Annotated in this window: 13 protein-coding genes; 8 read left to right on the forward strand and 5 right to left on the reverse strand. The window is 49.8% G+C overall.

The genetic code is table 11. The features are described 5' to 3' along the window. Nucleotide 1: 1 nt before the first annotated feature. A complete protein-coding gene (locus ASG33_RS15160; protein WP_056286997.1) occupies nt 2-3,196 on the reverse strand; it encodes a TonB-dependent receptor in 3,195 nt (1,064 codons plus the stop codon). Nucleotides 3,197-3,770: 574 nt separating this feature from the next. Between ASG33_RS15160 and ASG33_RS15165 the strand changes: the two genes are divergently transcribed. Then, a complete protein-coding gene (locus ASG33_RS15165; protein WP_409012529.1) occupies nt 3,771-5,267 on the forward strand; it encodes an arylsulfatase in 1,497 nt (498 codons plus the stop codon). A 17-nt stretch (nt 5,268-5,284) separates the two neighbouring features. On the opposite strand, the gene ASG33_RS15170 is transcribed toward ASG33_RS15165, so the two are convergent. The 3 genes from ASG33_RS15170 to ASG33_RS15180 are packed head-to-tail and all read right to left on the reverse strand — an operon-like array spanning nt 5,285 to nt 11,461. Further along, a complete protein-coding gene (locus ASG33_RS15170; RefSeq protein ID WP_056287000.1) occupies nt 5,285-6,724 on the reverse strand; it encodes a sulfatase in 1,440 nt (479 codons plus the stop codon). Nucleotides 6,725-6,744: 20 nt separating this feature from the next. Continuing rightward, a complete protein-coding gene (locus ASG33_RS15175) occupies nt 6,745-8,340 on the reverse strand; it encodes a RagB/SusD family nutrient uptake outer membrane protein (protein WP_056287004.1) in 1,596 nt (531 codons plus the stop codon). 22 nt (nt 8,341-8,362) lie between these two features. After that, nucleotides 8,363-11,461, reverse strand: a complete 3,099-nt coding sequence (locus ASG33_RS15180; RefSeq protein WP_056287006.1) for a TonB-dependent receptor — start codon at nt 11,459-11,461, stop codon at nt 8,363-8,365. A gap of 453 nt (nt 11,462-11,914) precedes the next feature. Between ASG33_RS15180 and ASG33_RS15185 the strand changes: the two genes are divergently transcribed. Next, complete coding sequence (locus ASG33_RS15185; protein ID WP_056287012.1) at nt 11,915-12,952, forward strand: fatty acid desaturase; 1,038 nt, start codon at nt 11,915-11,917, stop codon at nt 12,950-12,952. A gap of 145 nt (nt 12,953-13,097) precedes the next feature. Further along, a complete protein-coding gene (locus ASG33_RS15190) occupies nt 13,098-15,464 on the forward strand; it encodes a mechanosensitive ion channel family protein (RefSeq protein ID WP_157474792.1) in 2,367 nt (788 codons plus the stop codon). Nucleotides 15,465-15,476: 12 nt separating this feature from the next. Here the strand turns inward: ASG33_RS15190 and ASG33_RS15195 are convergent, their stop codons facing one another. Further along, complete coding sequence (locus ASG33_RS15195; RefSeq protein ID WP_056287023.1) at nt 15,477-16,655, reverse strand: AraC family transcriptional regulator; 1,179 nt, start codon at nt 16,653-16,655, stop codon at nt 15,477-15,479. Nucleotides 16,656-16,757: 102 nt separating this feature from the next. Here ASG33_RS15195 and ASG33_RS15200 point away from each other — a divergent pair, with 102 nt between their 5' ends. The 5 genes from ASG33_RS15200 to ASG33_RS15220 all read left to right on the forward strand — a co-directional run bounded on the left by ASG33_RS15200 (nt 16,758) and on the right by ASG33_RS15220 (nt 25,114). Beyond that, nucleotides 16,758-17,249, forward strand: coding sequence for an RNA polymerase sigma factor (locus ASG33_RS15200; protein WP_056287025.1), 492 nt, complete (start codon nt 16,758-16,760; stop codon nt 17,247-17,249). A 10-nt stretch (nt 17,250-17,259) separates the two neighbouring features. Beyond that, nucleotides 17,260-17,874, forward strand: coding sequence for a hypothetical protein (locus ASG33_RS15205; protein ID WP_056287028.1), 615 nt, complete (start codon nt 17,260-17,262; stop codon nt 17,872-17,874). 181 nt (nt 17,875-18,055) lie between these two features. Next, on the forward strand, nt 18,056-21,241 hold the full coding sequence (locus ASG33_RS15210) for a SusC/RagA family TonB-linked outer membrane protein (protein WP_056287031.1): 3,186 nt from the start codon (nt 18,056-18,058) through the stop codon (nt 21,239-21,241). A 12-nt stretch (nt 21,242-21,253) separates the two neighbouring features. Continuing rightward, nucleotides 21,254-22,732 (forward strand): SusD/RagB family nutrient-binding outer membrane lipoprotein, encoded by a 1,479-nt coding sequence (locus ASG33_RS15215; protein WP_056287034.1) that lies wholly within the window; start codon nt 21,254-21,256, stop codon nt 22,730-22,732. A 39-nt stretch (nt 22,733-22,771) separates the two neighbouring features. Then, a complete protein-coding gene (locus ASG33_RS15220; protein WP_082489242.1) occupies nt 22,772-25,114 on the forward strand; it encodes an alkaline phosphatase family protein in 2,343 nt (780 codons plus the stop codon). Nucleotides 25,115-25,165 lie beyond the last annotated feature (51 nt).

Genomic DNA, 25,165 nt, shown 5'->3' on the forward strand with positions numbered 1-25,165 from the left:
ATTAAAAATTGATGCTGAAACCGGCATTGAAGAGTCGCTGCTGCGGATAAACCAGCGCATTACCCGACGAAATTTCCGGATCGATCTCGTACTTTTTCACATTGTCGATCGAGAACAGATTGCTCGCATTCACGTAAATCCGTAAACCGTTGCTGCCGATTTTCTTGAAAACTTTTGAATCGAAGCTGTAACCGAGCTCAATGTTGCGCAGACGGATATAACGCACATTGGTGATCCAGAAATCACTTTTTCGGAAGTTGACGTGGCTCGAATTGTCTTTTCTGAGCGCAGGGTAAGTGCCCGGGATCCATTCACTGTTCGGGTCAAAAGGATCAGCGCGGTGCCAGCGGTCTTCCAGCATGAAATGCGGCGAGGTACCGTTGTTCTGATAAGGAATTTTCAGCTCCCAGTTGCGCTGGAAACTTTGAAGCGACGCTCCGGCAAAATCAAAGAACAGCGAAAAACCCTTGTAAGCCACACTGCCGTTCAACGCAAAGCTGACGTACGGATTCGCGCCTTCCGCATAGCCGATCGGGCGCTCGTCGAGGTTGTTGATGATACCGTCCCCATTCACATCTTTATAAATAAAGTCCCCTGGAAGCTGCGTGCGATTACCCTGCTCGTCATTGTTGATCGGGTGACTTTCGATCTGCTCCTGCGACTGGAACTGGCCCACCACCTGGTAACCCCAGTTGATATTTCCCCAGCGGTCTACATACGAATCGCGGTATTCGTTATATGAATTTCCAAAACGTGGTTTGTAAAAATCCAGATCGCGGCGGCGTGACAAAGTTGCATTTGCACTGATCGCGTAATCGATCTGTCCGATATTGCTCTTGTAAGTCAGCACACCTTCCAGACCGCGGTGCGTATCGCTGTTCAGGTTTTCATTAGGCAAAGTATAACCCACTTCCGAAGGCAGCAGTACGTCATAGCGCGCCGCGGGAAGACCTTCTCTCTTTCTTTCAAAAAGATCAAACTGTCCGTTCAGCTTGCCGCCCAGCAAACCAAAGTCGATACCTACGTTGGTGGAAATGTTGGTAATCCACGAAAGCGTAGTAATGGGTAACCCGCGCGGCCTCACACCAATATTGTACTGTCCATTAAAAATCGCGCTTCCCTGCAGGAAGTTATAGCCCGGCAAATAGCTGAAAGGCGCCACCAGAAAAGCATCATTGCTCAAACGATCACTACCTGTGCGACCATAGGAAGCACGTACTTTAAGACTGCTGAACACATTTTCCAGTTTTCCCTTGAAGAAGTTCTCCTCCGAAATCCGCCAGCCGGCAGAAACACCCGGGAAGAAACCAAAGCGTTTTCCTGGCGCATACAGGAACGAACCGTCATAACGGCCAACCGCTTCCAGCAGGTACTTTTGCTTATAATTATAGTTAACCCGGCCAATGTAACCCGCTCTCGCCTCCGTGCTCCACTCATCGATCAGCAGATCCTGGTTGGCAAATGACATCAGCGGAATGTAATTATTGGGAGGTACCGTGTGTACCACCATGTAGGTATTTACATTGTCCGACTGCTCGTAAGCCGCCACAGCCGACAGTTCGTGGTCGCCAAGGGTTTTGTTGTAGTTCAATTGCAGCTGCGCAAAACGGTCAACTATATTGCGTTTCCGCCGCTCGCGCCAGGGATTCTGGTTACCGCCGCCGGCTACCACATTGTAAGCGTCCGAAGCCTCGTCGTATTTGTAGGCATCGTACGTGTATTCGAATCCGTCAAAATCGAAATTGTGATATTGATAGGAGTAAGTACCCTTCACTTTGAGGCCGAATGCGAAATCGTATTCTGCATAGAAGTTACCTTTTACCACCCGCGTGATCTCGTCAATGTAGCCCGTTACCTCCTTTTTATAGGTCGCCGGGTTCACATTCACATTGTGGGTCTGGTTGATGTATTTCGGGTTATCGTTTGCATACGGACGCTCGGTAGGCCACATGGTGAAAATACTCAGGAAAGGATTGAAGTAATCATCCAGTCCCGGCACACCCACCTGAAAACGGTCCTCGATACGTCCGCTGATCTGCGCGCCCACTTTCAGCTTCTTGGTAACATAAGATTCTACATTCGCCTGAATGTTCGTCCGTTTGAAATTGTAATCCTTGATCAATGCATCCTGGTTAAGGTGCCCCACTGAGAGGAAGTAGCTGATTTTCTCGGTACCGCCGGAAACATTGGCATTCACCGAATACTGCGGGACATTCGGGCGCATCACCATTTTGTAGTAGTCAAAACTCTGATACCCTTTTTCCGTACCTACCCGCCATTTTTCAAGCTCTTCGGGCGTGATTGTAGGAGTACGTCCCTGGTTTACATCCGATTCCACGAGTCCGCGCATATGCTGGTAAGCACTGGCGGGTTTCGGGTAGCGGGTAAAGTTCTGCAAACCATAATACGCATTGATATTGATCTTGGCCGGACCGTCGCCCGCTTTTCCGCGCTTGGTCGTTACCAGTATTACCCCGTTTGCAGCACGCAACCCGTACACCGCAGCGGAAGCGTCTTTCAGAATGGAAACACTTTCGATATCATTCTGGCCCAGGTTATTGAAGTTGGCCGCATCGGAAGGTACCCCGTCAATCACGAAAAGGGGCGTGCCCATATTCCGGATCTGAATGGTAGTGGCAGCGCCCGGACGTGCATCCGCTTTCCTGGCTGTAATACCCTGCACGCGACCGACCAGCGCATCGGAAGTACCAATCGAAGGGGTGCGGATCAGGTCTTTGGCCTGAATATTACTCACAGCTCCCGTTACCGCCGCCGTCGACTGTGTGCCGTAACCCACAACAACCACCTCGGTAAGCTCTTCACTGCTGGGTAGCAATGTTACATTGAATGCAGACTGGTTACCAATCGCAATGTCCTGCGAAGTGTAGCCAATGAATGAAAACGTGAGCGTTTGCGCAGCATCATCAACCGACAAACTGAAATTTCCATCCGTGCCGGTGGTAGTTCCTTTACTTGTTCCCTTGATGATCACACTTACGCCGGGCAGCGGATTGTTGTTTTCATCAATCACTTTGCCCGTGAGGGTTTTGTCAATACGCTGATGAAGGCGCGACGGGCCTGACCAGTGCGTGGGACTGGTGCTGGCAATGCTCGGAAAATGCAGCGCTCCTGTTACCGCTAAGGCACAAAGTGCTCTGCGAAGTCCCGGATAAGGATTTCGTCTAATTAGGTCCATAGATTCGTTTTTAAAGAAAGGTGAGTACTTAACTGCTTTTACATCATTTTGCCTGTTGTTTTACGGATAAAGTGAGTTTTTTGAATGAAAATCAGACATAGGAAACCTGTTTACTGATTTTGTTAAATCAGCAGGGATTGTACCATTAAGTGCAGCCAGCTCACTAAAACAACGCTAACCGGCTAACGGTACATGGTACACGCATTGAGAGGAAGTCTAGGAATTTTCCATAGGCATAGTTGCTGTTGATTGATCTACGTTCTTTTTCACAAGTCAATAATTATCATTAAAACCGATCGATTTTCACAATACAATTTTAAACCAAAATAATGCTAAAAATGCGGAAGTATTTGATTAGTACTAACTGTATTTTGATGTATTTTGTCATTAATCAGGCAAATAATTGAAATATATCGCCAGAGTGTAGGGCATGTGAGCGTCGGGTTTTTGTTTTCAGATCGAAATAAATTAAGTCCGCAATTATCATCTCAACCGGCTTGTTTAGAGCTGCATTATTGGTCTGCAAAAGCTAAATGGATATATTTAACAACCTGAAAACTCAACCTGAACCATCGTGACATTTCGCCCCGACTACCTGCTTAGCATCAGCTTGTTAATCATTCTCCTGATAATTCTTCCCCCACATTGCCAGGGCCAGCAGCAAAAGTTACCCAATATCATTTACATCTACGCCGACGATCTGGGTTATGGTGAGCTCGGCTGTTATGGTCAGCAAAAAATCAAGACGCCGAACCTCGATAAAATGGCGAAAGAAGGAATGCGCTTTACGCAGCACTATACCAGCATGCCCGTGTGCGCGCCTGCCCGGGCTATGCTTATGACAGGAAAGCACGGCGGCCATTCGGCCATAAGGGGCAATTTTGAGCTGGGCGGTTTTAAGGATGAAGAAGAAAGAGGCCAGAAGCCGCTGCCGGCAGGGGAATTTACCGTGGCCGAAATGCTTAAACAAAAAGGTTATGCCACCGCGCTTACAGGCAAATGGGGCCTCGGAATGAACAATACCGAAGGCGCTCCAAACAAGCAAGGTTTTGATTATTACTATGGTTACCTCGACCAAAAGCAGGCACATAATTTCTATCCCTCACACCTCTGGGAGAACGGCGAGTGGGACACACTTGCTCAGCCCTGGTTTGATGTGCACCGAAAAATAGACTCCACGAAGGCAACCAATGCAGATTTTGATTCCTTTAAAGGCAAAGAATATGCGCCGGCCAAAATGACTGAAAAAGCGCTTGCATTCATTGAAAAGAACAAAGGCGCGCCGTTTTTCCTGTATATGCCCTATACCATCCCGCACGCTGCATTGCAGGCTCCCGATGCTTACGTTCGGAAATACATCGGGCAGTTCGATGAGAAGCCCTATTATGGTGCGAAAGGATATGCGGCAAACAAATACCCGCTATCCACCTACGCCGCCATGATAACTTACCTGGACGAGCAGGTGGGCATAGTAATGCAAAAAGTAAAAGAGCTGGGGTTGGATGAAAACACAATTATCATGTTCAGCAGCGACAATGGGGCTACTTTCAATGGTGGCGTAAATGCAAGGTTCTTCAACAGCGTCGCAGGTTTGCGGGGCTTGAAAATGGATGTTTACGAAGGCGGGATACGCGAGCCGTTTATCGCACGCTGGCCCGGTAAGATCAAGGCAGGAAGTGTCAGCGAGCACGTTTCCATTCAGTACGATTTAATGGCCACACTTGCTGAGCTTACCGGTCAGCAAATTGCAAAAACAGACGGAATTTCATTTCTGCCAACACTCTTGGGCAAAAAGCAGCCCCAACATAAGTACCTGTATTTCGAGTATCCTGAAAAGGGAGGTCAGCTGGCGATCAGAATGGGCGATTGGAAGGCTGTAAAAACCGATTTGAGAAAGAATCCGGACAATCCCTGGCAGCTCTTTAACCTGAAAAAAGATCGAAATGAAACCACTGATGTGGCGGCGAAAAATCCAGGACTGCTGCAAGAGTTTGATGCAATACTCAGGAAAGAACACCAGGAGCCGGAAGTGGCTGCCTGGCAGTTTTTAGGCCCGGTCATTAAAAAGTAACAACCGGGCCTTAGCATTTATTTTCTGGCAACTTGTCCGACCGGGCGCAGGTTTTTGCCCGGACGTTGCTGCAAATCGTCTCCCAGATCCTCACGTGCAGCCTCTGCAATCTTTTCTAGCTCGGCTACGATCTCAGGATTTTGTTCCTGCACATCATAACGCTCACCCGGGTCGCGCGCCAGGTTATACAGTGCCCTCGCAATTGCGTGGTCTTCGGGAGCAGGACCAGGCTGACCGTTTTTCCCGGGTAGTGAACCTTCATAAGTTCGGCCAGGATGCGCAAACACTAGTTTCCAGTTGCCTTTACGCACAGCTTCAAGGCTGTTTTTGCGATAATAATAGAGGAAATTTTCCCGCGGTGTCTTGGTGTCGTCGCCTTTGAGAAGGTCGGTGAAATCGATACCATCGATCTTCTCTTTGGGCAGTTTTGCGCCGGTTAGCCTGGCAATTGTGGGCAGGATATCGATGGTTGATAAAAGCTTGTTCGATACCCTGCCTGCGGGTACCACGCCCGGCCAGCGCATAATGCAAGGCTCGCGCTGCCCGCCTTCGAAGGAAGTGCCTTTTCCTTCCCGGAAACCACCCGATGAACCGGCATGGTCACCGTAGTTGAGCCACGGGCCATTGTCACTCGTGAAAATGACCAATGTATTCTCATCCAGTCCCTGCGCTTTCAATTCTTTCATAATCTCGCCTACAGACCAGTCAAGCTCCATGAGTACATCCCCGAAAATACCCCGTTCACTTTTACCCCTGAACTTTGCGGAGGCAGCAAGGGGAACGTGTGGCAGCGGATGCGGTACGTACAGGAAGAAAGGTTTGTTCTTGTTCTTTTTGATGAATGAAACGGCATGCTCGGTAATTGCTGGGGTGAGCTCGCTGGCATCGTCCAGGTTTTTGATCTCCTTACCCTGCTTGTTTCCATCGATCCAGTGCAAAGGCGGGTACTTGGCTTTTTCCTGCCATGGGTGCAGCGGCCACATGTCGTGGGAGTAAGGTACGCCGTAATATTCGTCGAAACCTTGCTGCAATGGGAGGAACTCCTGTTCGCTTCCCAAATGCCATTTACCAAAAATGCCGGTTGCATAACCCTGCGCTTTCAGGAGCTCAGCGATTGTTTCCTCTTTTGGGTTCAGGCCAATGGGCTGCGCTGGTCCGAGTGCGCCATAAATGCCAACCCGGTTCGGGTAGCAGCCTGTGAGTAAAGCTGCACGCGAGGCACTGCACACAGCCTGCGCTGCCATAAAGTTCGTGAAGCGCGTTCCTTCGGCAGCCATTTTGTCGAGATTGGGCGTTTTGTAGCCCAATGCGCCATTTACCGACAAGTCGCCGTAGCCAAGATCGTCGATAAAGAAAAGTACAATGTTAGGCGTTTTTGCAGCCGGCTGTTTGGACTGAAAACCCAGTAAAATGCATGCGGCCAAAGTGACAAACAATGCAGAAAATAATTTTGACATAAGAATGAAATTACAAGAGCTTACCAGTTAGGATTTTGTGTCAGGTTAGGATTGAGGTCCCGTTCTTTTTGCGGAATCGGCCAAAGATAGTGACGGCTTGCGTCAAAAACACGGTTTGACGAGGCGGCCTGCACAGTAACCAGCTTACCTGCATTGTCAGTATAGGTAATGCCGTAAACAGGGCCCTTCATGACCTGCTCGGCTGTTTTCCAGCGGCGGATATCAAATAAATGCTGCCCTTCAAACGCCAGCTCAACAGTACGTTCGCGGCGAACGATCTCACGTAAATCAGCCTGCGTTGTGGCTTTGATTGCGGGCTGTTTCACGTCTGTCCGTCCATTCCGCACGAGATTAATCGCATTCACAACGCTCGCATCAATCTGCCCCAGCTCGATCTTCGCTTCGGCATATGTCAGCAAGATCTCAGCATAACGCAGCAGGATGATGTTGATCCCCCCGTTTGCCGGGTTCGCGTAATCTTCGGCGTTGAAATATTTTTTGATGTTAAAACCCGTCGTGGAAGCAATGTAAGTACTCCCGATCGCGTCGGCTGTGCCGCTGGTAGGACGGGGCTGAAAGGAAATCCCGCTGGGAAGCGCGTCACCTTCCAGAAATACGGAGAATCTGAGCCGGGGATCACGGTTCAGGTAAGGCTTGGCAGGATCGTAGCCGCTGGCTGCATCCGTGATCTTTTTACCGGAAATCGTTTCGTAGGTATCCACCAAAGCTTTTGTTGGCACAACCGTGCTGCCGCCATTCTTCTGGCTGTAAGGCGCCAGGTAAGCGAACACATTGATCGGATACACATCTTTTAGATGCTGCTTGTCGAAGATTACCTCATTGTTATTTTCGGCAGCGTAGGTAAAGAGTTTTTCATACGAATCGTACAAACTGTAAACCCCCAGCTTGATCACCTGATCGGCTGCCGCAGCTGCCTTTTCATAATGTCCGGCATATAAATGCGCACGAGCCAGCAAACCCAGAGCCGCTCCTTTCGTCGCTCTTCCTCTGTCAGCCGGGCCGTAAGTAGCGGGCAGCAATGCAGCTGCCTCGGTCAGTTCTTTTTCAACAAATCCCCATATCTCTTCGACAGGAGCATTTTTCAATGTGCGGCCTTCATCAATGGTCAGTGTGGAAGTGATCAGCGGAACGGAGCCGAACAAGCCGGCGAGCTTGATGTACTGATAAGCACGCAACACTTTCGCTTCACCTTTAAACTGGTTGATCAGTGCTGTATTTGCAGTTGGTATTTTATCAACATTTTCAAGAAAGTAATTCACGGAACGGATCCCGCGGTAGGCATTTCTCCATTCTCCGTAAATTTTCGAGCTGGTTGCATCGTAGCTGCCCTGTTCAATGTATGCGTCGATATTGAAGCTCTGGTTGATGTGCGCAATGTCGGTCACGCCGTCCCAGGAAATGACATTGATGCTGTCCAGATCGGTATAGAGCGAGTTGACAGCCAGCCGCGCATCGCCTTCTGTTTTCCAGAACAAATCTTCGGAAAGACGGTCATTCGGCACTGTTTCCAGCAAGTTGGAGTCGCACGAAGAAAGGCTCAATGCAAGCGCCGCAACTCCCGAGTATATGAGGTATTTGATGGTATTTGTTTTCATGATCAATGCTTTTGAATGCGGGTCAGAATTGCAGATTTAAGCCGAAGGTGTACAATGCAGTTTGCGGAAAGTATACCGCACGGCCCGATGGTACTTCCGGGTCGAGATTCCATTCATTCAGCTTGGAGAATGTCAGCAGGTTGGTCGCAGAAGTATACACGCGGATTTTGTTCAGGCGCAGCTTGCTTGCCATGTCCGCCGGGATAGTATAAGCAAGCTGCACGTTTTTAAGGCGCAGGTACGATCCGTCGATCACCAGTCTGTCAGAAGTAGCCACATTGCGCAGGTCAAATTTCACCGGACGGGGGAAACGTGCGCCGGGGTTTTCGGGAGTCCAGTAGTTGTTGGTGTAAATCTCATGCGTGAATCCTTCCTGGTTACCCATTTCGGCCAATGCACCTGCGAGCCGCGCGTCTACTTTCGCCGCTCCCTGAAAAAGGATACTTAGGTCAAAACCTTTGTAAGAAAAATCCGTGTTCAGGCCGAAGGTATATTTCGGGAAAGAGTTGCCTATTACGGTCATATCATCTGCATTGATCTTTCCGTCACCGTTCCTGTCTACGTATTTGACGTCACCTGGCTTGGTGTTCGCTGCGTAAGTCGCCTTGTATTCTGCAATCTCCTGCTCGGACTGGAACAAGCCATCGGTCTGATAACCCCAGAGTGTATTGATCGGTAACCCTTTTGCAATGATGTACCTCGGGTCGATATCGGAACCGGTAATATAGGGGCCTGTGCCTTTCAGGTCAGTAACTTTGTTTTCATTAATACTCAAATTGGCACCCAGATTGTACCGGAAGCTGGAAGTACTCTGGCCACCGCGGTAGTTGGCGCTGAATTCCCAACCTTTGTTTTCTACCGATCCCGCATTCTGGGGCGGTGCTTTCAACCCGATGGTGGCAGGGATATCCAGGTTAAGCAGAATGTCGTCGGTCAGCTTGCGGTAATAATCAGCTGTAAAAGTCAGTCTTCTGTTTAGCAATGCAGCGTCTATTCCGAGGTCAAGCTGCGTGGTCGATTCCCATCCGAGATTTGTATTGGCCAGTGTGGTAGGCCGGTAGCCCTGGGCGGGCGTTCCGCCGAATGTATATCCGTAGGCAGTCAGCGCGGAATAGTAGCTGTAAAGGTCCACCGACTGGTTTCCCGTAATACCCCATGAACCACGTAGTTTCAGATCATTAACCGCATTTTCCAATCTACCCCAGAAAGCTTCTTTCGAGATCCGCCAGCCGGCAGAGAAGGAAGGGAAGAAGCTGTACTGCTTGTTGCCTGTGAATTTGGATGAACCGTCATAGCGCCCATTTGCCTCAAAAAGATATTTTTCTTTAAAGTCATAATTTACCCGGCCAAAAAACGACCTGAGCCCGTATTCCGCATCATTGCCGCCGTTGCTTTTCGTTCCGTCGTTTGCGCCCTGCCCGATTGAACCAATGTCGTTGTTGTAAAAACGTTCCCGGTAGGCCGACAGGAAAGTCTGCGTATTTCCGATCTGCGAGTAGCCCGCCAGTACTTTCAGGTTATGTTCGCCAAAGCCTTTTTCGTAAGTAAGCAAGTTGTTGATAGTGTACTCGCGCAAGCTGTTGCGCACTTCCGTAAGCGAGTTGATCGCAACCGTTTTGGTTACATTGGTATTTTTGTCAACGTTTGTATAGGAGTTCGTGAAGTTCTTTTGAGATACAAAAGTACCCCGGCCCGCAATCTGCGTCGAGAATGTCAGGCCCTCAGCAAGGTCGATGTCTGCTTTGATGTAACCCGCGAGATAGTCCGTGTTCTGCCGCGACTGGCCGCCTATTTCGTTAAACATCAACGGGTTGTTTCCCTGTGTACTCAGTCCGTAAGTGCCGTCGGGATATTTGGGAACTGCCCACAATGTACCGTGGAAAAAGTTGTTCAGCGGCTGCGGGTTGTTGGCTGCATTGTTTACGGTCGGGTTCAATGTGCGGCTGTACCGGTAATTGATATCGCCGCTTACACGGATCCTTTTTGAAACATCATAGTCGGTGTTCAGCCTGAACTCACCAATTGTATTGGAGTAGCCCGCAATGACGCCCTGCTGATCCTGGTACCTTGCGCTCAATCTGGTGCGCAGCACGTCAGTACCGCCTGCAACGGAGATCGTATGGTTTTGCTGCGGCGCAGCGCGGAGCATGGTTTCAAACCAGGTGTTGGGCAAAGGATACTTCTCTCGGTCTGTTGCATTCACGTAAGCCTGAATGGATTCTTCTGTAAAACGCGCAGGCAAAGTCACGCCTGCATTGGTGTAAGCCGCTACCTGCTCCCGCATGTAAGCCTCGATTCCCATCATTTTGGGCACATTATTGGATTTCTGGATTGCGTAGTAGCCGTGATAATCCACCTGTACCTTGCCACCTTTCGCTCTTTTTGTTGTTACAAGAATAACTCCGTTTGTGGCGCGTGAACCGTAAATCGCCGTGGAAGAAGCGTCTTTCAGCACCGAAACAGACTCGATATCGTCAGGGTTAATATCACTCAGCCGCTGCTCAATGCCGTCGACGATCACCAATGCATCATTTTTACCCAAATCAAATCCGCTTGTACTGCTTCCATTGATATTGAAAGTGGTAATACCGCGGACCCGGATACTGGCATTGGATTTACCCGGAGAGCCGCCCTGGTCGAGCACGGTCACACCCGGCATCAAGCCCTGAAACGACTGCTGAATGTTGGAGACCGGTCGCCGTGTAATGGCCTCGCCGCCGATCTGCGAAATAGAGTTGGTAAGCGCATTGCGCTTTTGCGTACCGTAACCTACTACGACAACTTCTTCAAGCTGCTTGGTATCAGCCGCGAGCTTCACGTCCACAACGCTGCGGCCGTTTACAGCCACTTCCTGGGTTACGTACCCGATACCCGAGAAAACAAGGGTAGCCTCACCGGGCGCGGTGATTCCGTACTTACCGTCGGCATCGGTAGAAGTACCGGTTAGTGAATTTTTGATGACGATGTTGACACCTGGAACGGGAGAATTGTCGCCGGCCGACGTGACCGTTCCTGAGACAGCACCATTTTGTGCAAAGACGTTAAGTGCAAAAAGCACCATCGCCGCCAGCTGCACGCTGACAATGCGATACAGCGGTTTGAGGGAAGAGTTTTGATACATAAAAATTAGGGAAATAGCGCCTAGCCCCTTGTTTGAAGGCAGTTCATGCTGGTGCTTGTTTTGACTGGGATGCTGATTAGCATACTTAACCTACTAATCTGATAGACAAAGTAAAGTACAGTTTAGCGAACAAGCAACCGCCCCGCATTTAATTCCTGTTTTTTACCTTACAATCCGGGATTGATTATAGTTAAAGCAGTTAAAGTTCAATGAAAACATGTGCTTTTGCCGGATTTTGGTAGCAGATACAGTAGTTTTCCGGCGTACCTATGGAATAGTTTGAAAGCTTTTTTACAATCTTTTGCTCAAAAAATACCAGCGTGTCAAACCCAGCGTTTTCATGCGGGTGTGATCTTGTTGCGAGCTACTTTTGGGTTTTATCCGGATTAAAGCCTACATTAGGCTGAAATACAGAACTTTTCGTAACCCACCTTTCATCGTAAACTCTTCTAAATGGCTTTTTTTGATTATGTATTGCAGGTCCCTTCGTACGGGTGGAAGGATGAAAAAGGGGATCTTGTCAAGCCGAGCACCGGTCAGATCCTGCGTGAGTTCTTTTCCAGGCTCAATGTGGTGAAAGACCGGAGGAACTGGCTTTCGTTTTTCAGCTGGGCGCGGGTGCTGCTGCTGATGCCATTCTTCTTTCTGTTCGTTTTTAAATTTTTCAGTCTGTGGATGCTCGCTGCTGCATTTCTATACAGCATGATCATCATGGGTACCCACGGGACTATCTGGCACCATCGCTACTGTACGCACGGCGCCTATAAATTCAGGAACTCATTCTGGCGGTTTTTTACCAAGAATCTGACGGTATCTGTCGTTCCCGAAGAGATCTACGCCATTTCTCACCATGTTCATCATTTGAAGTCCGACCAGCCCGGCGATCCGTATAATGCGAGCGCGGGCTTTTTGTACTGTTTCCTGGCGGATGTCAATCACCAGCCGATTGCAAAGGATCTCAGTGAGGCGGATTACCAGCGTGTCACAAAGTTGATGGAGCACACCGGCGTGAAAGGGAATACCTATCAGCAATACCTGAAATGGGGCTCTTATGTTAACCCGGGCGACGCGGTGATCAACTGGATTTTCAACTGGTCTTTCTGGTACCTCGCATTTTACCTGATGGGCGGGCACGCGCTGGCTTGTACGTTGTTCGGAGCGGCGGGCTTCTGGGCAATTGGTGTGCGGACTTTCAATTACGAAGGCCACGGAAAAGGCGAGGACAAGCAGCGGCCGGGCGTTGATTACAACAACAAAGACAGATCCATTAACCAGCTGTGGCCGGGCCTGGTGGCAGGAGAATGGCACAATAACCACCATTTGTTCCCGCAGAGTGCACGCAGCGGTTTCCAGCCACACCAGGTTGACCTTGCTTTTTATTATATCAAACTGATGCGCAAATTGGGCGCGGTAAGCAGCTATAATGATTCAAAGCAGGTTTTCTACGACCGTTATTACAAGCCGGTCAAAAAGGAGGAACAAGTACATTGATGTGCTGACAAACGCCTGTTTGTTCAATTCCGGCTGTCGGGGCACAAGTTTCTCTCTTTCTCATTGACGTTTATTGGTATGGAAGTTTAGCAAATTCGATGTCGCCAACCCGGCGGCAGCTAGAATCTTGGCTAAAATCCAGACTATGACACCGGTTATTACCCGCATTTCCTTCTTCAATTCACAAAAAGTCAGGGACTTTGTCCTTTTAATCCTGCTTGTGCTGCTCACCAGCACATTGCCGCTACTCGCACAGAAGCCTGCGGAAAAAGAAACCCCCAGTGTGGTAATACCGGACACGCTGCTGTTTAAGATCGAGAACGCGCAGGCGGTGATCACGCAGATCAATGCAGCCAATAAAAAGGGTTACGGAAGCGCCGATATCAGGCGCGAGCTGGGTGTTGCCAAAACCAATGTAAGCCAGATACAGGAGGCGATCAAAGTAGAGAAGACGGCTCCTGATAGTAAAAGTCTGGCCAATTACCGGCTGATGCTCACCGATATTCAGCAAAAAACAAGTGCCTGGCGCAAGCAGCTTTCCCGCTATAATGCCGAGCTGCAAAGTATGTCGTCGTCGGTGATCGAGTTTGGCCGGGATTCGCTGCTCACCATCGACAATGGCGATTCTACGCAAAAGAAGCTGTACAAAGGTCAGATAGCCGAGCTGAGGCGCAAGCTGCAGGAGGCAGGGGAGACGACCACTGCCAACCTGGACACCGTAAGTAACCTGCTCGCCGATGTTTCGGAGGTCTATTTTGCGGCCAACGATCTAAGTGGCACGATCAACGATTACATCAAAGAATCAGGTAAAAACCTGCTCGGACAGGAATCAAGCTATCTCTGGAAAGCCCGCCAGAAAGACAGCTCCGACAATATGAACCGGCTGATCAAAGTCTCTTATGCCGGCCAGAATAAGGTTTTGCGGTACTTCCTGCAGTCTACCTGGGACAACCGCGTGTTTTTGCTGCTGCTCTGCATTGGTTTTTTCGCATGGATTTACATTAATTTCAACTTCGCCAAAAGTGCCAGGCTGAGCAAGGAGGTAGGTCCGACCGATTTCAAATTCATCGGGCATAAACCTTTTCTGGCGACGCTAATTTTACTGTTCAATATCACGCCGCTTTTTGAGCCCCGTTCACCTTCCATTTACATTGAGCTCAACCAGTTTCTGCTGGTCATCACACTTACATTCTTCTTCCTGAAAATGCTGCCGCGCGAGCAGCTTGCGTGGTGGTTTTCCGTCATCGTTTTGTACCTGCTCACAGTCGGTGCCAATGTGGTTGTGGACGGATCTTTTCTGCTCCGGTTTGCATTTCTGGGGCTTAGTGCCGCTTCCATTGCATTTGGATGGTGGTTTTTCAAGATTGTCAAAAAGGCCAATCTGGGTGAAAGGCTGATCAAGCCGGTGGTGATCATCTACATCGTACTGCACGTACTGGCAATCCTGCTCAATGTTTTCGGGCGGCTTTCTTTGGCCAAAGCATTCAGCATTACTGCTATCAGCGGGTTGATCCAGGTGGTCAGCCTGACAGTTTTCGTGCACATGCTCACCGAGGCGCTTGACTTGCATATCCGCGTTAGTACAGCCGCAAAAATGCTCTTTTCGCGCGTCAGTGCGCAGCGTACAAGATTGTATTTTCAGCGGCTGGTGTTGTTTGTTTCCATTGTGCTCTGGCTGATGGTATTCTGTATCAACCTCAATATCATCGGTGCGGTATTCGACTTTGCATTACAGATCCTCGAAAAAGAGCGGACTTTCGGCAGCGTGACATTTACCCTCGAAAACGTGCTGTTTTTTGCTGTTACGATCTGGCTTGCCAACAGCCTGCAAAAAAATGTAGGCTACTTCTTCTCCGGCCACGATGTAAGCTTTGCTGCGGATTCGGGACATAAGGGTTCAAAGCTCGCATTGATCCGGCTGCTGATCATTGTCGTCGGCTTTCTGATTGCCGTAACAGTTTCCGGCGTACCGCTGACAAGGATCACCGTTCTCCTTGGTGCATTGGGCGTAGGTATCGGGCTTGGTATGCAGAACATCGTCAACAATTTCGTATCCGGGATCATCCTGATTTTTGAAAAACCATTCACGATAGGCGATTACATTGAATTGGCAGATAAGAAAGGCAAGGTGCTCGACATCGGTATCCGGTCCAGCCGGCTGCTCACACCGCTGGGTTCAAAGGTCATTATTCCCAACGGCGACCTGCTCTCAGGCCGGCTGGTAAACTACACAACGAGTGACGCCAGGTTAAAGGCGGAAATCACATTTAAAATCAGCATTGAGGCTGATTTAGAGCGTGTCAAGAAAGTGATACACGATATTGTCGACAATGCGGAGGGTACCGTCAAGAACGCACCTCGCCAGATCCTCTTCAATGCGATCGCTGCGGATAATATCGAGCTGAAAATCCTGGTCTGGCTGAATGATGTGTACCAGGAAACGACATTTAAAAGCTACGTTCTGGAACAAACGCTGATCCGTTTCAAGGCAGAAGGGATCAAGATCATGTAGCCTTAACTAGCCTCAAAGTGCCTCCACGGAGGAGGTTTTTTCCATTGCCTGCGTAAAAAGCTGGGCGAGTACATCAGAGAGATGCAGCAAGTGCAGCAGGCATATCCTGATCTTATTGGGCAAGATCCCGTAATACTTTTTGAATGCAGCCGTGAAGTGGGTTGCATTCTTGTAGCCCGCGCGCTGGGCGATTTCAGCTACCCGGTTGCCGGGCTCTTTCAGCATTTGCATCGAAGTTTCCATTCGCAGATCGTGCAGGTAGCCAAAAACAGGTTTTCCGAAAACTTCCTTGAAATACTTTTTCAGACTGAATTCATTGGTGCCCACCTGGTGCGCCAGCTCCCGCAGCGACCACGGCTTATCGAGGTTTTCTGACAATATCCTGCGCGCAAGATGCATTTTGTCTTTGTCCGATTCTTTCAGGTTAACCGAGATATCCGGCACGGGCAAATGTTCGTATTGTTCAAACTGGAATGCCAGCAGCTCGATTACTTTCGCCTTGATGAAAAGACTCTTGTAATAGCCGCTGTAAGTGCAGTTAAGTATCTCAAAAAGGGACGAAACCATTTTACTGGTGACGGGCAGGTTCCTCCTGAGCATAAAAGCAGGCAGCGACCTGCTGATCCCGCTCCTGAAATGCGTGCAGATCGGATGAGAAGCAGGCAGGTTTTCAAAGAAAAAACGCGTGTCCATACTGATCGCAAAAGTCTCCACTTCCTCGCCCGGCTTCCACTGGATCATTACATTCTTGTCCGGCAGCAAAAACAGGTTATGCTGCTGCGGTTTGAAGCGCACAAAAGGTTTTGAAGCAGTTTCCTGAAAATAGGTAGCTACACCCTGCAGGCAAAACAGCATTTGTATCCGGTCACCCGATGAATGGACCACAACAGGACCTTCTGAATGCACCCGGAACTTGCCGTACCATATATAAAACGCTTTGGAAATAAACTCCCTGCCTGCGCCGGCTGTGTGCGCATTATCGTAAAGCAGCTCATTGTCTGTGAGTTCTTCTTCATGCAGTTCGCCGAATTCAGGAAAGGTCCAGCTGTTATGCGCATATGTATCGCCAGCTCCTTGCTCCGCATTCGTTACTCCCTGATACTTTAATTCTTTTTCTATTGTCGCCACAGATGCATTCTCGGAAAGGTACCTGCCACAAAAATAGCCTGTATTTAGACTGCTTTTAAACAATAGATAAAAATTTTAAACCCTTATCTGAAAATAAACCGGCCTCCATGTAATTTTTGAATGCCCGATGCGACTAATTGATGTATAACTGTCCTGAATCTGATCGTGGAAAAACAATTTGTCGACCTGCTGAACCAACACCGCGGCATTCTTTTCAAGGTTTGCAAGATATATGCCCGTGAGCCGCCGGACCGCCAGGATCTTTTCCAGGAGATCGTCCTTCAACTTTGGCGCGCCTTCCCGACTTTCCGCAAGCAAGCCAATGCAAGTACCTGGCTGTACCGCGTTGCGATGAATACGGCGATTTCAACCTATCGGAAAGATATCCGGAGAACAAGCCCGACGCCATTTTCGCACCTGGCATTTCCGATCCCCGACCTACTGGAAGAGCCGGAACCACCCGATCAGGTGGCCCGATTGTACGTGGCCATTGACCAGCTTTCTATGGTTGAAAAGGCATTGGTACTGCTGTACCTGGAAGAAAAAAGCTACGAGGAGATTGCGTCTATACTGGGGATCACAAGGACGAATGTGGGCGTAAAGCTCAGCCGGATTAAAACGAAACTGGAAAGCCTGATGAAATCCGTAAAACTTTAACGACAAAATCATGATACTTGAAGAACTTAAAACACAGTGGAATACCCTGGATCAGAACCTGCTGGCTACCTGCCAGTTCAATGAGAAAATGCTGCGCAGCATGCTGACAGACCGCTCTCGCGGGACGCTCGCGATCATGCAGTCCAAAACCGCCCGCATAGCAATGTTCTTTACCGCGCTACTCGCGCTTTTTACAGCTATACTGGCCGGTAATCCATTTGATTATACGCATTGGCTTCATTATCTGCCTGCATTCTTATATCTGCTCGTAGTTGCAGCCGCTTTGGCGGTCGCCGTAAACGAGTACCTGTTTTTACGTCGGGTCAACCTCACCGGCACTGATTTACGGGAAAGCCTGTCTTCCGTAATCCGCGTACACGAAAGGTACCAGCGGCTCGCGGCAAAGATCTGGAAATTGAGCCTGGTGGCGGGCTTTCTGCTGGGGATCTCGCTGCTTGCCCCGCGTTATGAAGCTTTCAGTAGCCAGAAGATCGCCTTGGTGATAGCTGCACAAGCATTGATTGTCCTGCTCGTGTACGCCGCCGCACGCCGGCTTTTACAAAATCTGCCTGACCCGCAGCTGGCCAGCATAAAGGCTACCCTGGCGGAGCTGGAAGCTGATTGAGTGACCAATACCGGGTTGGAGTCGCTGGCTACGGCAATTTAATCGGCGTGTTTTATTCGGTAACAAATGCATAATGCAGGCTTAATATCCAGGCAGTAACCGTCAGATATCTTTGGGGTTTAACAAAACAAAATGCCGGACATTCCGCGCCGGCACTCTCACTAACCTCTGATAAAAGAATATGAAAACACGGTTACTGCTGGCATTTTTTGCCTTGCTGGCCGGACTCTGCATGCCTATGCGTTCGTCTGCCCAGTCTTTTACCATCAACGGTAAGGTTACCGCACCAGCGGGTGCCGCACCAACGGGTGCCGCACCAGCCGGGGACCCATTGCCGGGCGTGAGCGTTCTTGTAAAAGGAACGAGCTTAGGTACCACCACCGACGCCAATGGCGCATTTTCCCTGACCATCCCGGCACCCGGCTCAACACTGATTTTCTCAGCGATCGGTTTTCTGTCACAGGAAGAGGCAGTGGGTAACAAGAGCGTGATCAATGTTACATTAAAGGAAGATACCAAAATCCTGAATGAAGTAGTGGTAACGGCGCTTGGGATCAGGCGCGAGGAGAAGTCGCTGGGCTTCGCTGCACAGACGATCAATGAAAATGCGGTAAAAGATGCCAAATCCAACAACTGGGTCAATACACTTTCTGGTAAAGTAGCAGGGCTCAATATCCAGGGTGCGGGCGCCGGGCCAATGGGATCGGCAAGGATTACCCTGCGCGGTGAATCGTCTTTGAACCTCGACAACAACCAGGCGTTGATCGTCGTGGACGGTGTGCCTGTGAGCAGCAGGATTACCGGGACCGGATTTAATTCTCACCTTTCTGCCGACAGCCCGGTAGACTACGGTTCCAGTCTATCCGATATTAATCCTGATGATATTGAGAAAGTTACCGTGCTCAAAGGTCCCGGTGCGACGGCCTTGTACGGCAGCCGGGCAGCAGGCGGGGCAATCATTATCACCACCAAATCAGGTGTTCGCAAAGACAAAGGCATTGGTATTACCGTCAATTCCAATTTCAGCGTAGAGCAGATTAACCGCTATCCCGACTACCAGTTTGAATATGGGGAAGGAAGAAGCGGCGCGTATTTTTCTTACCTCGACAGCGAGGACGGACCGAATACAGCAACAACAGTAGCAGCGGGAAGAGCCTGGGGGCCCAAGTTCAATGGACAAATGTACTATCAGTTTAACCCGAATTCACCGGATGGAAGGCCGACTGAACGTACACCCTGGGTTGCCAATAAAGATTATATCTCCGGATTTTTCCAGACAGGTACTACTTTTTCGAACAGCGTTTCCATTGAAGGAGGCAGTGAAAACGGTTCTGCCCGCTTGTCGCTTACGCATTTGAAAAACAAATGGATCATTCCGAACACCGGTTTCGAAAGGTTGAATGCCGCGCTTTCAGTGAGTCAGAAAGTATCAAGTCGCCTGAAAATCAATGGAAAGGTTAACTATACCAATAAGAAAAGCGACAACCTGCCGATGGCGGGATATAACAACCAGTCGCTGATGTACTTCCTGATCCTGGGCACGACGCCCAATATCAAACCTGAGTGGTTTAAGCCCTACTGGGAGCCCGGACTGGAAAACGTAAAACAAAGAAGTCCGTTCAACCCGACGCCCGACAACCCTTACCTGGGTATGTACGAAATGCTGAACAAGATGAACAAGCACGGCGTGATCGGTAATGTTTCTGCGAATTACGAGATCTCCAAGAAGTTTGATCTGCTTGTCCGCACAGGCCTCGATATGGCCTTTGAATTCCGGTCACAGCAGCGCCCGTTCAGTATGACGCGCTACCCGCGCGGGATGTACCGCGAGCAGAATGTATTCACCTACGAGTCCAACACCGATTTTTTACTGAATTACAAAGACAAGATCGGCGGACTGATCGATGTTACTGCCTCGGCTGGTGGCAATGCAATGCGGCAGTCGTATGATTTTGCAGGAATGTACGCCGACCAGCTCGCTCAGCCCGGTATTTACCAGATTTCCAACAGTCTTGACCAGGCGGTTGCCGATCCTTTGAAAACCAAAAAGGCGATCAACAGTATCTATGCAGCGACCCAGTTTTCGTGGGATGAAAAGATCTTTGTAGACGTAACCGGCCGGAATGACTGGTCGAGTACGCTGCCTTACGGGAACAATTCGTTTTTCTATCCTTCTGTCAGTTCCAGCTTTTTGCTGAATGAGCTTTTTACATTGCCGCGTGCGGTTTCATTTGCAAAGCTGCGCGCGTCGTGGGCACAGGTTGGAAATGATACCAGACCTTACCAGACCGCCCGCTACTACGATCGGATTTACGGAAACAGTTTTACCAACTCCAATACACTTTTCAATGCCGACCTGAAACCTGAGATCACAGCGAGCTACGAATTCGGTCTGGATGTTCGTTTGCTCAAAAACCTGGTCGGTCTTGATGTGGCTTATTACAACAACAACAGCCGCAACCAGATCCTGGCCATTCCTTTGGATCCGGTGTCGGGTTATTCGAATGCATTGATTAATGCAGGGTTGATCAACAGCCGCGGCGTGGAGATCAAGCTGACAGGTAAACCTGTAACTGCCAGAAATTTCAGCTGGAACACGACTTTACTCTGGTCGAGAAACCGCAGCTATGTGAAAGAGCTCGCATCGGGCATTACCAACCAGGTGATTTATGCGCATAATACCAACGTGAGCATTGAGGCGCGGGTAGGAGGGTTAATGGGCGATATGTACGGACGTGGTTTCCAGCGGTCGCCAGATGGACAGATCATTTATTCGTCGGTTGGACTGCCTGCCGCACTGGATCCGACAGCCAAAAAATGGGGTAACGCATTCGCTGACTGGAAAGCGAGCTTGTCCAATGAATTTACGATCAAAAACGTGCGGGTAAGTCTGTTACTCGACGGGCAGAAAGGCGGCAGTATGTTCTCGCAAACCAATCACAAGAACAATACTTTGGGCAAAACGAAAGTGACCCTGCCCGGGCGGGAAGACGGGATCGTGGGCCAGGGCGTGGTAAAGCAGCCCGACGGAAGTTTTACGCCTAATACCGTGAAGGTCCCGGCAAGCTCTTACTACGACAACTACTACCAGATCGCGAATGCGGAGACCAACATTTTCGATGCTTCTTTCTTGAAAATCAGGGAGCTGCGCGTAGAGTTTAATCTGCCGCAGGCGCTTCTCACCAGAGTGGGCGTGCGCCAGACGAGCCTTGCATTCTTTGGCAGAGACCTGTTCAACTTCACCAAATTCCCCGGCTTTGATCCCGAAGGCGGAAACCTCAATAATGGAACGCTCACGCCCGGCGTGGAGCTCGCACAGTTTCCTTCCACGAGGACAATGGGAATGAACCTTACATTAAAATTCTAATTGAAAGTCATCATGTTTAGGAAAGCATATATCCCTTTTTTAATGCTGCTTGTACTGCTGGTATCCTGTACCAACGGTTTTGAAGAGCTCAATACGGACCCGAACCGCCCGAAGGAAATCACGCCGGGCGTTATGCTGGGGCAGCTGCAATACCAGATCGTGAACAGCACCGTGAATGCGAGCCGCAATTTTACGCATGAACTGATGCAGGTAGACGCGCCGAGGGCCAGCGCGGGCGGCGGCGGTTTGCACCGGTACCTGGTTAATCCGGGGTCGGGCGTATGGAGTAATTTCTATACGTATCTCAATGATATAGAGGATATTTACATCATTGCCGATCGGCTCAACGAAAACAATTACAAGGCAATCGCATTGATCTACAAAACGTGGAGCTACTCGATTCTCACGGATCTCTACGGTGACGTGCCTTACTCGCAGGCCACCAAAGCGATCGAGGGAAATTTCAAGCCGACTTTCGACAAGCAAAAGGACATTTACATAGCGTTGCTGAAAAACCTGGAAACGGCGAACAGCCTGCTCGACGATACCAAGGCGCTTACTTACGGCGGTGATATGCTGTATAATTCGAACGCATTGTCGGGCGGCAAAAATCCGGGTATCCAGAAATGGAAGAAGTTTTGCAATTCGCTGCGGCTGAGATTGCTGCTCCGAATTTTAAAGAGAGAAGGAGAGGTGAATGTAAAAGAGCAGATCTCGGCGATACTGGCAAATCCTGCTGCAAACCCTGTATTTGCAACGAATGCAGACGAAGCTATTTTCAGGTATCCGGGTACATTTCCGTTTTTCAATCCATTCTACAATGCGAGGCAGGTGGACTGGCGCGACGGGAATTACTATACCAAGTTCTTCATGGATTTTATGAACCAGACCGGCGACCCGCGCCGCGCATCCTGGGCTACGCAGGTGAAAGCAGGGACCGAGAGTGTGTACCGCGGCATCGAAAGCGGCTACCCGACCACGCTTGAATATGCAGTAGGAAGCAATTCAAGCTACTCCGATGCATTGAAAACGTTGCCGCAGCTGGGGGTGATGATGACGCTCGCCGAGGTGGAATTCATCAAAGCCGAGCTTGCATTGAAGGGTTACAACACCGGGTCGACGCCGGACAAACACTACGAAGCAGGTATTGCCGCTTCCATGACGCAATGGGGCGTAACCATGCCGGCGGGTTTTCTGGCGCAGCCGGGTATCGCCTACAATGCAGCAGCGACACCTGAAAAGCAGCTGGAACAGATCATGCTGCAAAAGTACTACGCTTACTTTTTTGTCGATTATCAGTCCTGGTTTGAAAAGCGCCGCACCGGCTATCCTGCATTGCCGCGTGGCACGGGTATCCCAGCTGAGAACAAATTTCCTGCGCGCGTGCCTTACCCTACCTACCTGCAATCGCTCAATCCCGAGGCGCTCGCCGGCGCGGTGGCTTCCATGGGCGGCGACGATAGTGACATTAAGGTTTGGTGGGATAAATAGGTTTGTTCAGGTTTTCAGTGGGGTTAAATTTCAAGTACAATGTTTAAATACAGATTCAGGTTTGCTGCTGTTTTGCTGTCGCTTTTTACAGGATTAACAGCTTACGCGCAAAAAATAGAAATGCCGGAACGCGGCTTGTGCGCCCACCGCGGTTGCATGGACACGCATCCCGAAAATACATTGCCTGCATTCCGCGAGGCGGTCCGGCTCGGTGCCCAGATGATCGAGTTTGATATCCAGCTTACGAAAGACAGTGCGCTGGTGATCATGCACGACGATGGGGTGGAGCGTACCACGAACGGTATGGGCAAGGTTTCGGATCTTACATTCGCGCAGATCCGTGCGCTGGATGCGAGTGTAAAAAAGTCGGAGCAATTCAAAGGAACGCAGGTACCTACTTTCGAAGAAACACTGGCGATGATGCCGACTAATGTGTGGCTGAATTGTCATTTGAAAGGCGATGAAGCAGTAGGGGCCAAAGCGGCGGCAATGCTGGCGAAGTCCGGCCGGCTGCACCAGGCATTCCTGACCTGCTCTGAAAAGGCGGCAGGAGCTGCGAGGAAAGTTGTTCCCGGAATCCAGATCTGCAATGGAGAAAACAGCTACCGGAAAAACACGCCTAAGTACGCCCAGGCTACCATTGATATGCACGCTGGCTTTATCCAGCTCCTGCGCCACGAGCCGGGTGAAGACCGTAAGCAGGTGATGCAGGATTTGAAAAACAACAAAGTTAAAGTCAACTACTTTTATGCTAGAACGCCCGACGAGCTGGGTAAGCTGTATGCGGAAGGTGTTGACTTTGTTCTGGTCAATAACGTGTCAGACTTTCTTCCGGAGGCCAAAAAGCTTGGCATCAATCCGGTGGTACCCGCTTACTCCAATGCAAAAGGGCCTGCCAGGAAGCAGTCACAGAATGGGAAAGCAAGAAACAAAACGCTGATCGTTTTCTTCGACGGACTGCGGCCGGATTACATTACCAAAGAGCAGATGCCGAACCTGTTTGCATTCAAACAGAAAGCTTCGCACGGGAAGGAGCACCACAGCGTATTCCCGACTGTGACCCGCGTAAACTCTTCTTCCTACGCGACCGGTTCTTATCCCGGCACGCATGGACTGCTGGGCAACTCCATTTACTTCCCGAAAGTGAGTCCTAACAAAGCGATTGGCACCACTTACGAGGATCTGATGAAAGTGCAGGAATCTGAGTCGGGGCAGTTGCTGACAGCTGTTTCAATGGGCGAGGTACTGGAAGCGGCGGGCGAGCAGATGATGGTTTTTAGCTCCGGTACCACCGGCCAGGCCTTTTTACAAAACCATAAAATCGGCAGCGGCGGCATTATCAACCACGAACTGATCCTGCCTGAATCTCTGAAAACGAAGGTAATGGCCGAACTGGGCCCTATGCCCAAGGGTACCGGCGATATTTTTATCAAACACAAATGGATTGCGGACGCATTGCTGCATTACGGCTTGAAAAACGACGGCCCGCTGGTAAGCGCAGTCTGGTTTTCAGATCCAGACGGGGCTGCCCACCGGTATGGTATCGGTTCCGATCAGGCTGTTGCGGCGATCAGGTATGTCGATACGCAATTCGGCAGGATACTCGACTCGCTGAATGCGAGAGGTTTGAGGGACAAGTATAATATTCTGATTTCCACAGATCACGGTTTTGTAACCCACACAGGCAAGCAAAACCTGAGCGACTTGCTCATAGCGGAAGGTTTGAAAAAAGACAAGGAGTCTGACGATGTGGTGATTTCGGAAGGTGCTGTTTATGTAAAAAACCATGATGGAAATTTGATCAGAAAGATCGTCGCCGCATTACATAAGGAAGACTGGATCGGCGCTGTTTTTACAAAACCTAAAAAGAAAGGCAGCTTCACTGGCTGGGTGGACGGTACCTTGTCTTTCGACGCGATTCATTATAATCACCCGACGCGCTCAGGCGACATTTTGGTCGCTCCCAACTGGAATGATGATAAAAATGAAAAAGGGTATGCGGGGACAGATTTCTCCGGCGGGGTAGCAGGCCACGGCGGATCCAGCCCGTACGAGATCAACATCGCGTTTTTTGCCGATGGTCCCGATTTCAAAGATGCATTCACAGGCGGGCTGCCAACTTCCAATGTGGACATCGCGCCAACCGTGCTGAGCCTGTACGGTATGCAGGTACCCAAGCAAATGGACGGGCGCGTAATGAAAGAGTTTTATACAAAAACCGCGAAAAGCGCCGCGCATTCCAAAAAGGAGAAGGTGCAGACGGAAGCCAGGTATCCCTGGGGTATTTACAAGCTTTCGCTTGAAATGTCGGTACTGGATCAATACCGCTACGTCGATTTCACGAAAACCGAGCGTACGCGTTTTGAAACTGTAAAAAAGTGAACAATTACGTTCGGAATCGTACAGCATTAAGTCTGAAAAACACTCGCTGCA

The sequence above is a fragment of the Dyadobacter sp. Leaf189 genome (genome assembly GCF_001424405.1).
In the GTDB taxonomy this organism is placed as follows: domain Bacteria; phylum Bacteroidota; class Bacteroidia; order Cytophagales; family Spirosomataceae; genus Dyadobacter.